11 protein-coding genes, 2 tRNA genes and 1 other RNA gene are annotated in these 15,345 nt (G+C 40.0%); 8 read left to right on the top strand and 6 right to left on the bottom strand.

Features of this window, described 5'->3' with window-relative positions; all coding sequences use genetic code 11:
* Positions 1–77 precede the first annotated feature (77 nt).
* The 6 genes from ettA to polA all read right to left on the bottom strand — a co-directional run bounded on the left by ettA (position 78) and on the right by polA (position 9,913).
* Positions 78–1,757, bottom strand: coding sequence for an energy-dependent translational throttle protein EttA (gene ettA, locus GQ61_RS00560; protein WP_085783439.1), 1,680 nt, complete (start codon positions 1,755–1,757; stop codon positions 78–80).
* A gap of 38 nt (positions 1,758–1,795) precedes the next feature.
* Positions 1,796–1,872 (bottom strand) — tRNA-Ile (locus GQ61_RS00555).
* A 51-nt stretch (positions 1,873–1,923) separates the two neighbouring features.
* Positions 1,924–4,125 (bottom strand): RNA polymerase sigma factor RpoD, encoded by a 2,202-nt coding sequence (rpoD, locus tag GQ61_RS00550; protein ID WP_085785031.1) that lies wholly within the window; start codon positions 4,123–4,125, stop codon positions 1,924–1,926.
* A 533-nt stretch (positions 4,126–4,658) separates the two neighbouring features.
* Positions 4,659–6,500 carry a DNA primase gene (gene dnaG, locus GQ61_RS00545; protein WP_085783438.1) on the bottom strand — a complete coding sequence of 614 codons (1,842 nt, stop codon included), beginning with the start codon at positions 6,498–6,500 and terminating at the stop codon, positions 4,659–4,661.
* Between the two features lie 22 nt (positions 6,501–6,522).
* Positions 6,523–7,083, bottom strand: a complete 561-nt coding sequence (locus GQ61_RS00540; RefSeq protein ID WP_085783437.1) for a copper chaperone PCu(A)C — start codon at positions 7,081–7,083, stop codon at positions 6,523–6,525.
* Between the two features lie 64 nt (positions 7,084–7,147).
* Positions 7,148–9,913, bottom strand: coding sequence for a DNA polymerase I (polA, locus tag GQ61_RS00535; RefSeq protein WP_085783436.1), 2,766 nt, complete (start codon positions 9,911–9,913; stop codon positions 7,148–7,150).
* A gap of 155 nt (positions 9,914–10,068) precedes the next feature.
* Between polA and GQ61_RS00530 the strand changes: the two genes are divergently transcribed.
* The 8 genes from GQ61_RS00530 to GQ61_RS00495 all read left to right on the top strand — a co-directional run bounded on the left by GQ61_RS00530 (position 10,069) and on the right by GQ61_RS00495 (position 15,342).
* On the top strand, positions 10,069–11,223 hold the full coding sequence (locus GQ61_RS00530; RefSeq protein WP_085783435.1) for an EAL domain-containing protein: 1,155 nt from the start codon (positions 10,069–10,071) through the stop codon (positions 11,221–11,223).
* 117 nt (positions 11,224–11,340) lie between these two features.
* Positions 11,341–11,416 (top strand) — tRNA-Ala (locus tag GQ61_RS00525).
* A gap of 294 nt (positions 11,417–11,710) precedes the next feature.
* Entirely contained in the window at positions 11,711–12,286 is a 576-nt protein-coding gene (gene dcd, locus GQ61_RS00520; RefSeq protein WP_085783434.1) for a dCTP deaminase, read from the top strand.
* A 7-nt stretch (positions 12,287–12,293) separates the two neighbouring features.
* Positions 12,294–13,586, top strand: a complete 1,293-nt coding sequence (murA, locus tag GQ61_RS00515; protein ID WP_085783433.1) for a UDP-N-acetylglucosamine 1-carboxyvinyltransferase — start codon at positions 12,294–12,296, stop codon at positions 13,584–13,586.
* The gene (locus GQ61_RS00510; protein WP_198157348.1) at positions 13,561–14,010 is read left to right on the top strand and encodes a DUF2948 family protein; all 450 of its coding nucleotides are present in this window, start codon (positions 13,561–13,563) and stop codon (positions 14,008–14,010) included. The genes murA and GQ61_RS00510 overlap by 26 nt, the downstream gene beginning before the upstream one ends.
* A 3-nt stretch (positions 14,011–14,013) precedes the next feature.
* On the top strand, positions 14,014–14,268 hold the full coding sequence (locus GQ61_RS00505) for a DUF1653 domain-containing protein (protein WP_085783431.1): 255 nt from the start codon (positions 14,014–14,016) through the stop codon (positions 14,266–14,268).
* 21 nt (positions 14,269–14,289) lie between these two features.
* Positions 14,290–14,667, top strand: a transfer-messenger RNA (tmRNA) gene (ssrA, locus tag GQ61_RS00500).
* Between the two features lie 78 nt (positions 14,668–14,745).
* Positions 14,746–15,342: a DUF2628 domain-containing protein gene (locus tag GQ61_RS00495; RefSeq protein WP_198157347.1), complete on the top strand. Its 597-nt coding sequence runs from the start codon at positions 14,746–14,748 to the stop codon at positions 15,340–15,342.
* Positions 15,343–15,345 lie beyond the last annotated feature (3 nt).

Genomic DNA, 15,345 nt, shown 5'->3' with positions numbered 1-15,345 from the left:
GATATCCTTTTTATAATGAATCATTAATGACTATATGTCAATTCTCTAGGGAATCGTCAACTCTAACTTAAAAAAAATTAACGTGTTAACGGTTTATATTTAATTCGGTGAGGTCTGAGCGCCTCATCTCCAAGACGACGTTTACGATCAGCTTCATAATCCGCATAGTTTCCTTCAAACCATACCACTTTACTATCGCCTTCAAACGCAAGGATATGAGTAGCGATGCGGTCTAAAAACCAACGATCATGGGAAATCACAAAAGCAGAACCAGCAAAATTAAGCAAAGCATCTTCAAGAGCACGCAGAGTCTCGACATCCAAGTCGTTCGTGGGTTCGTCGAGCAATAAAACGTTCGCTCCTGATTTTAGAATCTTTGCCAGATGCACACGGTTGCGCTCTCCTCCAGAAAGTTGACCAACTTTTTTTTGTTGATCAGGACCACGGAAGTTAAAAAAACTACAGTAAGCACGACTTTGAACCTTACGTTTTCCGAGTTCAATTTCATCCAACCCTTCAGAAATTTCCTCCCAAACAGTTTTATTATCATTCAGAGAATCTCGAGACTGATCAATGTAGTTCATTTGTACACTGTCTCCAAGACGCATTGACCCTTGATCTGGCATTTCTGCACCTACAATCATTTTTGAAAGAGTTGTTTTTCCTGCTCCATTTGGTCCAATAACACCAACAACAGCCCCAGGAGGCACCTTAAAACTTAAATCTTCAATGAGCAACCGTTCATTAAACCCTTTTGAGACGCCTTCCATCTCGATAACAATTCCTCCCAGTCTAGGACCAGCAGGGATATAAATTTGAGCAGGAGCTTGACGACTTTCAGATTCACGCGCCAACAATTCGTTGTAAGCTTGGATACGCGCTTTATTCTTGGCCTGACGGGCTTTTGGTGATTGTTGAATCCATTCTAATTCGCGACTCAGTGTCTTTTGACGATCAGATTCCTGCTTTTCTTCTTGCTGCAAACGTTTTTGTTTTTGATTTAACCATGCAGAGTAATTGCCTTCAAAAGGAATACCTTCGCCTCGATCCAACTCAAGAATCCAACCGACGACATTATCCAAGAAATATCGATCATGGGTCACGAGTACCACGGTGCCTTGATACTCTTGTAAATGCCTTTCAAGCCAAGCGACAGACTCAGCGTCTAAATGGTTTGTTGGTTCGTCAAGAAGCAATAAATCTGGCTTTTGTAGCAAAAGGCGGCAAAGAGCAACACGACGACGTTCTCCACCAGATAGTTTGGTTACATCAGCGTCTCCCGCAGGACAACGTAAAGCATCCATAGCAATTTCAATCGTGCGTTCTAGTTCCCAACCATTGACGGCATCGATTTTTTCTTGCAATTCACCTTGCTCGGCAATAAGCGCGTTCATTTCATCATCAGAAAGCTCTTCAGCAAATTGCGCACTTAAAGCTTCAAAACGATCGAGAAGATCTTTAATGGGTTTGAGCCCCAGCAGAATATTTTCTTGAACGGTCAAAGATGGATCAAGCTCTGGTTCTTGTGAAAGATACCCTACTGTAGCTCCTTCAGCTGCCCAAGCTTCACCATTAAATTCTGTATCCATCCCTGCCATAATTTTCATGACAGTGGACTTACCAGCGCCGTTTACACCAATAATACCAATCTTTGCACCTGGCAAAAAGGATAGATAGATGTCCTTAAGCACTTGCTTTCCTCCGGGAAAGCTTTTGCTTAATTGCTTCATCACGTAAACGTATTGATAAGATGCCATAGAATCTCCAGCATAGTAGACTATTTTATTCTTTGAGGTGGTGGGCCCGGTAGGACTCGAACCTACGACCACACCGTTATGAGCGGCGCGCTCTAACCAACTGAGCTACAGGCCCCACCTGAAGGAAACATATCGATTTCCCAAGCCACGTCAAGGATATTTACACTTAATTATCCAAGAAACTGCGTAATTTACGTGAACGGCTTGGATGTTTTAACTTACGCAACGCTTTTGCTTCAATCTGACGAATACGTTCACGTGTAACCGAGAACTGTTGTCCGACTTCTTCCAGCGTATGGTCTGTATTCATACCAATACCAAAGCGCATGCGCAATACACGTTCTTCACGAGCAGTCAAACTGGCGAGAACACGCGTTGTTGTTTCACGCAAGTTTGAGTTAACTGCTGAATCCAGTGGCTGAATCGCATTTTTATCTTCAATAAAATCGCCTAATGAACCATCTTCTTCATCACCAATAGGCGTCTCGAGACTGATCGGTTCCTTAGCAATTTTCATGACTTTACGTACTTTTTCCACGGGAATGAGCAATTTTGTTGCTAGCTCTTCAGGGGTTGGCTCCCGCCCAATCTCATGCAACATCTGACGAGATGTACGAATTAATTTATTAATAGTCTCTATCATGTGAACTGGAATACGAATTGTACGCGCTTGATCAGCAATAGAGCGTGTAATCGCCTGACGTATCCACCAAGTTGCGTAAGTTGAAAACTTATAACCGCGGCGGTATTCGAACTTATCAACGGCTTTCATCAATCCGATATTACCTTCCTGGATGAGATCAAGGAATTGTAATCCGCGGTTAGTATATTTCTTGGCAATTGAAATCACTAAGCGCAAGTTGGCTTCAATCATTTCTTTCTTAGCACGACGGGCTTGACTTTCACCCTTTTGAACTGCACGAACAATACGACGCAGTTCACTCACGTTCAGACCTGATTCCACAGAAATCACAGCAACTTTATCGCGAATTTCCTTCACTTCATCTTTGTGCTTTTCTAAGAATTTTTTCCAGCCTTTTCCAGTGAGCTTATTCACTTTATCAAACCATTTTGGATCAAGTTCATGTCCATAATAATTTTTCAAGAAATCTTCACGATTCACGCCAGAATCTTGCGCATAACGAAGAATTGATCCTTCGAGAGTCGTCAATTTACGATTAAAGGCATAAAGTTGTTCAATAAGACGATCAATACAATTCGTGCTGAATCTAACTTCATTCACAAAAGTAACGAGGTCAGCCTTAAGTTTGTTATAACGTGCATCATCTTTTTTCGCAGGCTCTTTTCCTTCTTGGGTAAGCTTCAATCTTGCAACTTGCAGTTTATGAAACTCAGCGTATGTTTTAGCAATTTTGTCGAAAGTTTCAAGAACTTGAGGTTTTAAAACTTCTTCCATGGCAGCAAGGGATGCACCGCTCTCTTCCTCTTCTTCAAAATCATCTTCTTCGGTTTCTTCACCTTCTTTTTCTTCTCCGCCTTCAACTTCAGCTTCATCTTCTAATTCAGATTTTGCTTTTGGCTTTTTAGACTTCGTCTCTTTTTGTTCTTTGATTTCGTCTTTCTGAACAGCAGCAGCTTTTGTCTTTTTAGGACTTTCAACAGCTTTCTTATTATCGTTTAGTGACTCTAATTGAGTATCTTCAAGAGCACTTTCCGCCTCTGGAGTCTCTGCATTGGTATACATATCTTCAAGATCGATGATTTCCCTCAAGAGCATTTTGTTCTCATTCAAAGCGTCTCGCCAACCAATAATCGCTCTGGTCGTTAAGGGACTTTCGCAGATCGCTTCAATCATCATGAGTCGACCTTCTTCAATACGCTTTGCAATCTCAATTTCGCCTTCACGAGAAAGTAACTCAACCTGCCCCATTTCTCTTAAATACATACGAACAGGATCATCGGTACGTCCCGCATCGGAATCTTTTAGGTTACCGCTTTCGGACTCTTCTTCATCTGCTTCTTTTTCTTCTTGAACTAGTTCTTCAGCTTCATCTAAAGGCTCTTCAACCGCATCATCACCATCTCCAACTTCTTCTAAAGCGCTAATTTCTTCGATATCTTCAATTTCATCAACATCAACGGAAATTTCTTCGCTTTCTTCATCGGACTTGCCTTCAATACTATCAACCTCATCGAGTTCTTCAACTTCTTCGGCCTCAATTAGGTTTATCCCCATTTCGGACAAGACAGACATTGCATCTTCAATTTGTTCTGATGAAATTTCTTCTTGAGGTAAAGCAGCGTTCAACTCATCATATGTTATGTAGCCGCGCTCTTGACCTCTTGCAATCAGCCTCTTGAGAGATGACTTGGCATCCATGGGCTCACTATCAACGTTTTTTACCATTGATTTTTTATCAATAGATTTTTCTTGAAAAACTCCTTTTTTCTTTACTTTTAAAGGAGCTTTAGTTTCAACCTTAACTGGCGCAACAGAAGGCTTCTTGACCTTTGATTGAAGCAGAGTTTTAGACTCAACTTTAGGAGAATTTTTTGTCTTGCTGGTTGAGTTTTTTACAACTACGTTCGCTTTTACAGGTGCCTTTTTCTTTTGAGATACAGGTGCTTTTGATTTCTTGTTCAACTGGATTTTTTCTTTCTTATCTGACTTTGATTTAACAGCTGGCTTTCCTTTAAAGGATTCTTTTAATTTTGCAAATAATCCTTTGCCGCTCTGATTTTTTACTTTTTGTTTTTCTTTGCTATTCGATGCCTTAACCGCAGGTTTTGCCTTTTTAGGAACTACAACTTTTGAAGGACTTTTCTTTGGAGTCATCTTCTTGGGTTGCGCGTTTTTAGGCTGAGCTTTCAACACGGGCTTCTTTTTAGGATCAGTTTTTTTTGATAAAATTTTCTTTTGCACTTTTTTAACCACGGTCATTATCCTTTAACATTTGAAGAAGGTTGAGGAAAACTATCTTGATTTAATGATGTTTCTTGAGATTTTTGTTTGTAGGTTTTTGCTTGATTAAAGAGTAATTGCATTCGCTTCCAAGATTGTGATGACATTGCATCGGATAGTTGAGATTGTGCACGCTTAATATCTTCAGCGAAGAGTTTTGATTCTAAAAGGTGCTGCCACACTTCTAACCAACCCTCACGCGCCATATCAATTGATACGTGCGGACGGGCAAAATGTGCATGCACATAAATAGTTTCAGAGAGAAGACTTTGCACAAGTTTGCCATGTCCGTGGTTATTAAGGTGGTGCTTTAAACTCACTTCGTCAAGATCTCGATGTTCATTTAATGCAAAAAAAATCTCATCCCTTAGCTTTATCAAATTTTTATCTATAATTTCAAGCTCTGCGAGCTTTTCTCCCACGTCATAAATCATTTGAGGGTGATTTAAGAGCCCAGCGAAGAGAATTTTAAGCTTTAGTGCACTTGTATTCAGTTGAACTTTGGCTTTTTTAAGAGGCTGTAAAAGGTCGTTTTTTCTTTTTTTGCCATACAGCGCCCCACTAAAAACCTCAAAAATCCTGCTTTTAAAGGCGGCTTTATAATATTGTTTAACAGAAAGATCCTTAATCGTTTCCGCTAAGCTCATAAGTTTTTTTTCTAAAAGAGCTCGTTTTTCAGGAGTATCATAAACTTCGTTGGTAAAAACTCTCTCCCATAAAAAGTCTACAAGATGTTGGGGAGCAGAAACCAATTTTTCTAAAAAGGGTTTCCCTCCTCCTTTTATCAGACTATCTGGGTCCTCCCCTTGAGGAAGAACAGCGATAGAAAGCGATTTTCCAGGCTCTAAATTCGGCAATGCCCTCTCAGCCGCCCTAAAAGTAGCATTTTGCCCAGCGAGATCACCATCTAGACATAAACAAGGTGTTGGGGTTAAGCGCCACAATTCAGCGATGTGCAATTCAGTTATTGCAGTTCCTAAGGGAGCAACAGCTTGAAACCCTTCTTGCTTAAGCATCATTACATCCACAAATCCTTCAACAACAAGAAGTGGATGATTTGAAAGATTTTTACGATTAATAAGATGTAAACCATAAAGAGTATTACTTTTGTGAAACACCTCTGTTTCCGGAGAATTCAAATACTTAGGTTCACCCTCTCCTAAAATTCTACCCCCAAAAGCAATCACTGCACCACGTTTGTCAAAAATAGGAAAAAGCAAGCGATCACGAAAATAATCAATCGTTCGTCCGCCTTCACGACGAATCATCAAGCCTGCTTTTACAAGAGTCTCGTCCTCAAACCCTCTTTCTTTCATGAAATTGATTAAAGAGCTCGGTCCTTCTGGCGCAAACCCTACTCGAAAACTCTTTAAAGTTTCATCTCTAAGATGACGATGTTCAAGATACTGGAGAACTTTTTCACCAGCCTTTGATTGATACAATTGTTTTTCATACCAATCTGTTGCTATTTCAAGCGCTTCAAGGATTGTCTTCTTCTTTTCTCGTGCCTCAAAGGTTTGAGGTGTAAGATTTGGAAGCGTCAATCCCGCTTCAAGAGCTAGATTTTCAACAGCTTCAAGAAAACTTAACCCTTCTGTTTGCATCTTAAAACTAAAAACATCACCGTGCACTCCACAACCAAAGCAATGATACGTATCTTGTTGCTCATAGACAGTAAATGAGGGGGTTTTTTCATTATGAAAAGGACAAAGACCAAGCAAAAGCCTCCCCTTGCGCGTTAATTTAACACGCTTTTGCACCACATTTGCTATGGGGTGGCGGGCTCTTACTTCATCTAAAAAATCTGATGGAAACGCCATCAAAATTCCTTTTCGTGTGACTTTAATCTGCGTTCAAATACTCGCTACCTTGATAAGTGCTTTCTTCCACTACATCCAATGCTTCCTGCCGTTTTTGAGCTTTTTCATGATGATGACAATGACAAGGTCCCTTACGCACTTCAGCGTCAATGTCTTTCTCAATAATATTGCCCATCTTATCTTCAAGGATAAGCTTAATATGTACCAATTGGCCTTCGAAAAGCGGCTTTCTAATTTTCATCAACATGATATGCAATCCACCAGGTTGCAAGATGACAGTTTTACCTGAAGCAACAGGAATATTCTTTATAGGTCGCATACGATAAACGTTATTACATTTATCTTTTTTATGGGTGTGAAGTTCAACTCTATGAGAAGCATTAACCTCTGCACGAACCAATGTAAGGTTCTCGCTCGAGCGATTATGTATTTCCATGAACGCAGCCGTATTACCATGCATTTGTTTATTTTCTCTCACCCAAACATCCGAAAGAACTATTTCTTCTGGGCTTCTGCAAGCAGACCAGGATGAACTACTTGAAATCAGACAGAAAAAAACGAATAAAATGTTTATTATTCTCACATTAATCTCCCAAGATAACTTGCTGATAAAATGGTTATACAGTTTTTTAGTTTAAACACAACTCTTAATGCGCGTCGGCCCAATTATGACCTATGCCAATATCGGCAATCATAGGCACATCAATCCTTACAGCTGTTTCCATCGTTTCCTTAACGATTTTAGCTGTCAACTCAACTTGTGTTTCAGGGACTTCAAAAATAAGCTCGTCGTGGACCTGCAAGAGCATTCTTGCTTTTAAGTTTTCTTTTGTAAGCACGGGCTTAATATGACACATGGCAATTTTAATAATATCAGCCGCAGATCCTTGGAGGGGAGCATTTATGGCTTGACGTTCAGCAAAATTCTTACGGGCAGGATTTTTATCTAGAATACTATTGATATAACATTTACGACCAAACATTGTTTCAACGAAACCCTGCCGTCTGGCATTTTCTTTGGTAGCCTCCATGTATTGTGTAATTCCTGGATATTTGAGGTGATAAGCTTTTATATATTGCCCAGCCTCTTCTCTTGATATTTTAAGTTGCTGCGATAAACCAAAAGCACTCATGCCATAGATAATGCCGAAATTAATTGCCTTGGCTTGACGACGTAATTCTGGACTCACTGATTCAAAAGGAACATTAAACACTTCTGAAGCTGTTAAAGCATGAATATCATAGCCTTTTCTGAATGCTTCTTTTAAGGACTCAATATCTGCCATACAAGCTAATAACCTTAACTCGATTTGTGAATAATCAAGTGACATAAGACTAAATCCTACTTCAGGTATAAAAGCGCGACGTATTTTTCGTCCTTCTTCTGTTCGAATGGGGATATTTTGTAGATTAGGATTACTAGATGACAATCTTCCCGTGGAAGTGATAGTCATCGCATATGAGGTATGAAGTCTTAGTGTCTTTGGGTTAATTTGTCTCACCAAAGCATCTGTGTATGTACTTTTAAGTTTTGCGAGTTGTCGCCAATCGAGTACACGCTCCGCCAAAACTATTCCTTGTCCCGCGAGGGTTTCTAGTGTGTCTGCATCGGTTACATAAGCGCCTAGCTTGCTTTTCTTCGCTCCAGGTAGCTTGAGTTTATCATAAAGAACTTCTCCCAATTGCTTTGGTGATCCTATGTTAAAGTCCTCACCAGCCAATCCATGGATTTCCTTTTCTAGCTCTAACAATCTTTTTTGAAACTCTTTCCCTAATTGATCAAGATAATTGACATCAATCTTAACCCCCGTCTGCTCCATATCCTTCAGAACAGGTATGAGCGGACGATCAATGTTTTCATAAACACTTGTAGCAGACTCGGTCACCAATCTTTTTTTGAAAAGCGTATGAAGCCTGAAGGTAATGTCAGCATCTTCAGCTGCATATTCTAAAGCTCTTTTCAAATCAACATAATCAAACGTAATTTGGTTTTTACCGGTACCCGCGACTTCTTCAAAAGTAATAGTTTTATAATTCAGATGCAGTTTTGCTAATTCGTCCATTCCATGGCCATTCTTTGTGCCATCTAAAACATACGACATCACCATCGTGTCATCGATAGTATCGAGATTAAATCCATAACGCGCTAAGACCAGTAAATCATATTTAATATTATGACCAACCTTCAAAATAGAGGGATCAGCCATGAGGGGACTTAGAAGATCCACTATCTGACTTAAAGGGATCTGCTTTAAGGCTTCACTTTCGGAAGAAGCGAAATCGCCAAGTGTGAGCTGTTGTTGAGCCTTTTTATGTGCAATTGGGATATAGCAAGCTTTTCCATCTGGCAGTCCTAAAGAAATTCCAACAAGATCAGCTTGCATTGGATCGAGTCCTGTTGTTTCAGTATCCACTGCAACTTTACCAACATTGTAAATAGCCTTGATCCACTTTTTCAGGTGATCAGGAGTTACAATCAGCTCATATTCTTTTTTAAGCTGGTCATTAACATTATTAGGCAGCTGATTTTCCGTTCCTTGCCACTGACGTTCCAATCGAGAAATAAGCGTCTTAAATCCTTGTTCTTTTAAAAAATGTAAGGCTTTATCAGGATCTATCTCTTGGCGGTTCAGTTCATTAAAATGCTTCACTAAAGGAGCAGTATTATCCAAAACGACAAGTCTTTTCGAAATACGAGCATCTTCAGCATGATCAATCAGTGACTGTCGCCTTTTAGGTTGTTTAATTTCGGAAGAACGCGCTAATAATTCTTCCACAGTTCCATAAGCATTAATTAGTTCCGCTGCCGTTTTCAAACCAATCCCAGGAATGCCTGGAATATTATCAACGCTATCACCCGCAAGTGCTTGGACTTCAATCACTTTCTCAGGAGGGACTCCAAATTTCTCAATCACTTGCTGCCTACCAATAATGCGGTCTTTCATGGGATCAAGCATCTCAACCCCACCACGAACTAACTGCATAAGGTCTTTATCTGAAGAAACGATCGTTACCTGTGTATCATTTCTCTGTGCTTCATCTACATATGCAGCAATAAGATCATCAGCCTCATAACCTTCCTGTTCAATCATTGCCACATTAAAAGCGTTACAAACTTCTCTTATCAAAGGAAATTGGGGGATAAGGTCTTCTGGAGGCTCTGGACGATTAGCTTTATATTGAGAGTAAATATCATGCCTAAAATTTCGACGTGCTGAATCGAAAACAACACAAAAATAATCCACATCTGTTTTATCGAGGATTTTTAAAAGCATGGACGTAAAACCATACACCGCATTCACTGGAGTACCATCCATGCGCGTTAACGGTGGCAGGGCATGGTAAGCTCTAAAGATAAAGCCTGATCCATCAATCAGATATAAATGCTTTTGACGGTTTTGTGTTTCAGTCATGTTGCTTATTGGAGATTTGATTTTTACTGACCATACCTTAAAAAATTATAGATTGTTAGTAGTTTTTTAGGGATGTTTGAGTTTTAATACAAGCAGTTGAGAGAGGCATTAATGTCTTTTTGAATGAGGGACATAATTAATAACAAGGATAGCTCTTGGCAATTCAAAGCAAAGTAATATTTATCTTTTTTTATGGCTTTTTATGTCTGGGGTTAGGAATAGGGCTTATCTATTTTCTGCCGAACTGGACTCCTTTTGAGATCAGCTTAGTTGCTTGTATCAGTTATCTTTTTATGTTGTTTCTCCATGAAGCACTTTTAAATTCAAATCTTCAGAAAATGAGCGTCAATCTAGCGGCAATTCACGCCGAACAAAAGATTTTGGTACAAAAAATCACAAGCTTTCAACTGAATCAAAACAAAGTTCTAGAAGAACTTGAATTAAAAATGCATGAGTTTTTACAACATCAGTTGGATTCTTATTTTCATGGTAAAGAAATAGAAGCACCATCAGAACAACGCTCAATTATACCAGAGAGCAAAGCTTTAACGGATACAAGTGCTCATCAGCTTTCACGAGAAGAGCTTTTGGGTGAAATTCACCATGCTTTGAAACAAGATAAAATTGAAATGCTGCTCCAGCCCATAGTGAGCTTACCACAACGAAAGAACCGTTATATTGAATGCTTTTCTCGCATTCACAGTCACAATAACTATATTCTCATTCCAGATCAGTATTTACAGATAGCAGAAGAGGAATCTCTGATTAGAATTATTGATAACACTCTCCTATTTAAGTGCATTAACCTCTTACGCAAATCTCAAAAAAAAGACTTAAACTTGGGATTTTTTTGTAATGTTTCCTTAAAAACTCTTGAAGATTCAGATTTTTTACAAGGATTGGTTGAATTCATTGAGCTTAATCAAAATCTTGCGCAAAATTTAACTTTTGAATTAGATGCTGCATGCCTTACAGAAAGTCCCGATCATACTCTTAAAACTATTAAGCAGTTATCTAAATTTGGCTGTCAGTTTTCACTGGAACACCTCAAGTCTCTTGATCTCGATTTTGATCAATTATATGCCCATCAGATACGCTTTTTAAAAATTGATCAAAATATTCTTGCGAGTTACGTCAAAAACCATTCTCTCGATGCCATTCGAGCTTTTAAAAAGAAAGCTTATAGTAAATATGTCGATTTGATCGTATCAAAAATTGAAACTGAGAATGATTTAGCACAAGTGACTGATATGGAGTGCGATTATGGTCAAGGATATCTCTTTGGTATGCCTACTCTAAAAATCAACTAAAATTGATCTTATGAGCATTCATTTAAAGTCCATCAATTTGTTTTATGCATTTTTCACTTAAAATAAAAAAACTGCTTGCAGAATCTTTGACTTCATCTTAATTTCAACACCTTGATTGGGGTCATAGCTCAGCTGGGAGAGCGCTACGATGGCATTGTAGAGGTCGGGGGTTCGATCCCCCCTGACTCCACCAAACTCCTTATTTTCCCGTTCTTAAATCTTTATATTTTTGTTTATGGGGCTGTCCTAGATCACTAGATTAAAAATCCAGAAACCCATTGTTTTAACTGCTTTAATTGAGATATTCCTCCCTCTCGGGCATGAGATCTAAAGAAATGTAATAATAGGGAGAGGAATCCGTATCATTGACGTACGCTATAAAAAAATAAGAAGGAAGTTCGTTTGAGCGGAAAATCCGCTTGCATCAACATAAGCCTTACGCTTAGTATCGAGCGATCATTATTATAAACTTTACAAGAGAGAAACCATGCCGATTCTTCCCGATACCTGGATCCGCGAAACAGCTAAACGCCATGCCATGATTACCCCTTTTGAAGACCGCCAGGTTGCCGAAGGAAAAATCTCCTATGGGCTCTCATCCTATGGCTATGATGCTCGTGTCGCTAACGAATTCAAAGTGTTTACGAACGTTGATAATGCGATCGTTGATCCGAAAGATTTTTCCCATCGCGGTTTTGTTGAACGGGAAACTGACGTTTGTGTCGTCCCCCCTAATAGTTTTGTCTTGGCTCGTACTGTTGAATATTTTCGAATTCCGCGCGATGTTTTAGTGATCTGTCTTGGCAAATCCACTTATGCGCGTTGCGGTATTATCGTGAATGTTACACCTTTAGAACCCGAGTGGGAAGGTTATGTAACGCTTGAGTTTTCAAACACTACCCCCCTCCCCGCCAAGATTTATGCCAATGAAGGTGCATGCCAATTTTTGTTCCTGAAAGCCACTGATGTCTGCGAAGTTTCCTATAAAGATCGTCAAGGAAAGTATATGGGCCAAGAAGGAGTTACTCTCCCTCACGTTATTCGACGTCGTACAGCAAGCTGAATAACCCATGGATAGAATCAGCATTATCGGAGGCAACCCTCTAAAAGGTACTATTCGCATCTCTGGCGCCAAAAACGCGGCGCTACCATTGATGACAGCCTCTCTTTTAACGGATCAACCTCTCACATTGACTAACTTGCCTGAACTCCACGATATCGAAACGTTAGCTCAAGTTTTGGAACATATGGGCGTCAGCCTTACCCATGTACCAAGCAGCCATGAAATCATTCTTAAAGCCGATGATATTCATGATAAAGAAGCTCCTTATGATCTCGTGCGCAAAATGCGCGCTTCAATTTTGGTTTTGGGACCTCTGGTTGCTCGCACAGGCTATGCGCGTGTATCTCTTCCTGGGGGTTGCGCTATAGGTACTCGACCTATTGATTTTCATATTAAGGGCCTTGAACAAATGGGAGCGGAGATTGAGCTAGAAGCAGGCTATGTAACAGCACGCGCTCCAAAAGGTCTTAAAGGTGCTGATATAACTTTCCCATTAGTCTCCGTCACAGGAACCGAGAATCTTATGATGGCAGCGGTACTCGCCAAAGGCGTCACACGTCTTATTAATGCAGCTCAAGAGCCAGAAGTAACTGACCTTGCCCATTGTCTTATAAAGATGGGAGCCAAGATCACTGGTTTGGACTCTACAACCTTAATAATTGAGGGGGTTGATTCTCTCAAGGCAGCCACTCATAGCATTTTGCCAGACCGCATCGAAACAGGAACTTATATTATGGCCGCTGGAATCACTGGTGGCTCGCTCTTATTAACTCACACAGATCCTACTCTTATTCCCACGGTTTTACCCGTTTTAATGCAAGCAGGAATTAAGATTACAACCACAAAAGATACTATTCATGCAGAACATACAGGTCGATTAGGACCTGTAGATATTACGACAGAGCCCTATCCTGGTTACGCCACTGATCTCCAAGCTCAGATAATGGCACTCATGACTATTGCCGATGGCGCTTCTATTATTAGAGAAACTATCTTTGAGAATCGTTTTATGCATGTTCCTGAACTGAATCGTATGGGGGCAGATATACAAGTGAAAGGCAACACAGCTTTAGTTCGTGGTAAGAAATTCCTTAAAGGTGCTCCAGTAATGGCAACAGATTTACGGGCATCCGTGTCTCTCGTTCTTGCGGGTCTTGCAGCACAAGGAGAAACTGTTGTGAGTCGCGTTTATCATCTTGACCGAGGCTATGAAAAAGTAGAACATAAATTAAGGGCTTGTGGCGCACAAATTGAAAGAATTCAGGGAGAAGCCAGTGACGACAGAACATACGCCTCTTAAATTAAGAGCTGAGGATCATACAGATTTAAAGATTTTCTCTGCCCATTTGCAGGATGCTATTCTCTATCCAACAACGATGCATTACCACAAAGATCCTAAGGTTTTTGTTCTCCTCGCAAATCGCTTTCGCTGGGAACACCCAGGCGAAGAACATGAAGGGGTTAAACTCCATCAACGGATTCATTCAGGTATCTACTTTTCCCATGTTCATAAAATTCGTGCCAATGGAATTCATCCCAAAAAAGATCGTCATCAGCCTCTTTGTTTATTGGCTGTTCATGGTGATATTGATGGAGAAGTTCATTTGCTATTCTCTGGGGGTAAAGCCATATGTCTTCATGTAGAGAAAATCCTTTGTCATCTCAAAGATCTTGATGAACCTTGGTGGACCCATCAAAAACCTGAACACGCTCTTGCTGCTTAGGTTATGTCTACAAAACTCAAGGAAAAAATAACGGTCTCAGACCCCGAAGTCGGGTCTATTTATTATCATTATCGTGATATTAAAGGTGAAAAACCCTATATTGTTCGCTGCATTGCTTTGCGAGAAGAAAACGAAGAACCAACAGTCATCTATGAAGCTCAATATGGGGATAGACTTACTTGGGATCGTCGATTAAACGATTGGCATGCAGTTATCGAACTTGATGGGCAAATTATATCACGCTTTCGCAAAGCCTAATCCTTAGGCAAAATATTAACAAAATTTGCAATTTTCATTAAACATCACTATACTAATAGTGTCAGGTAACTGACTATGGTGATAAACGCTATACGCAATAGGCGATACGGACCCGGGGGCGGTACCCGGCGCCTCCACCAAAAAGGCCTTAAAAATAGGCCCTTTTGGTGGGGGTGAAATAGGATCGACGTGCGTTGAAAGGTATGGTTTTTGCCCGGCATTGTACCGCCGTTATCGGGCTATATCAAATAAGTGCAGCTAAAAATACTGCATTCGTTGTTAAGAATTTTACGGTTCCAACCCCTTCAATGGGTGCGGGATCTGCACCAGCTGTAGCAGCTGCTGCTTAATTCTCAATAACGCGGTCGGAGGGGCACCGGGCAACAGAAGCCCCTCGCTTTTATAAGGCGTTTATTTGCAAATCTCGAGATTGTTAAGTAACTGGGTGTTTTGAAATTTATGAATCAGGACGCAACTATGGCACGCATATCCAAACAAACTTTATTGAATTATATAGAAAAGGGGGATGGTAATGAAGCTGATCGCTATTACCAACAAGCCGCTGAGAAACTCTTGACGGGAGAGCGGCATTTTTATTGGAATTGGCCTGCGACTTTTTTCTCGTCCTATTGGCTGGCCTATAGACGCATGTATTTGGAAGCCGCTCTTTTTCAATTATTTTTTTTATACACCGGCGTTTTATCTCATATTTTAGTTATTAATTACACCTTCTTAGCTCTAATACCCTTCCCCCGGATACTCTTGATTGTTGGCCTTGGGCTTTTTGGAACGCGCTATTACTTTTCAACAATTAAAGTCAAAATCTTAAAAGGTTTAAAGCCGGCAGAGCGGCCTATCGATAAGTTTATCGTTCACCTTATGATTTGGCCTCAGCTGATTTTATCATCTCTCATAGGGATTTTTTCTTTTAGAGAAATACTAGAAAATATAGATACCCCAAAATTTAACATAAACAGCAATCAGTTCTTGATGTATTCTAACTATGCTTGGGCAGCTTTTATAATTATTTTTTTGTTTTACAAGTACTTTAAAACAAAATCAAACGATCAGTAACTT

The organism is Candidatus Nucleicultrix amoebiphila FS5, assembly GCF_002117145.1.
Lineage (GTDB): Bacteria > Pseudomonadota > Alphaproteobacteria > Caedimonadales > Nucleicultricaceae > Nucleicultrix > Nucleicultrix amoebiphila.
This window is presented reverse-complemented; position numbering and strand designations above follow the sequence as displayed.

Coding starts and splice junctions, on each gene's coding strand:
- ettA (WP_085783439.1), bottom strand. CDS start 1,757: ATGGCATCTTATCAATACGTTTACGTGATGAAGCAATTAAGCAAAAGC.
- rpoD (WP_085785031.1), bottom strand. CDS start 4,125: ATGGTAAAAAACGTTGATAGTGAGCCCATGGATGCCAAGTCATCTCTC.
- dnaG (WP_085783438.1), bottom strand. CDS start 6,500: ATGGCGTTTCCATCAGATTTTTTAGATGAAGTAAGAGCCCGCCACCCC.
- polA (WP_085783436.1), bottom strand. CDS start 9,913: ATGACTGAAACACAAAACCGTCAAAAGCATTTATATCTGATTGATGGA.
- dcd (WP_085783434.1), top strand. CDS start 11,711: ATGCCGATTCTTCCCGATACCTGGATCCGCGAAACAGCTAAACGCCAT.
- murA (WP_085783433.1), top strand. CDS start 12,294: ATGGATAGAATCAGCATTATCGGAGGCAACCCTCTAAAAGGTACTATT.
- GQ61_RS00505 (WP_085783431.1), top strand. CDS start 14,014: ATGTCTACAAAACTCAAGGAAAAAATAACGGTCTCAGACCCCGAAGTC.
- GQ61_RS00495 (WP_198157347.1), top strand. CDS start 14,746: ATGGCACGCATATCCAAACAAACTTTATTGAATTATATAGAAAAGGGG.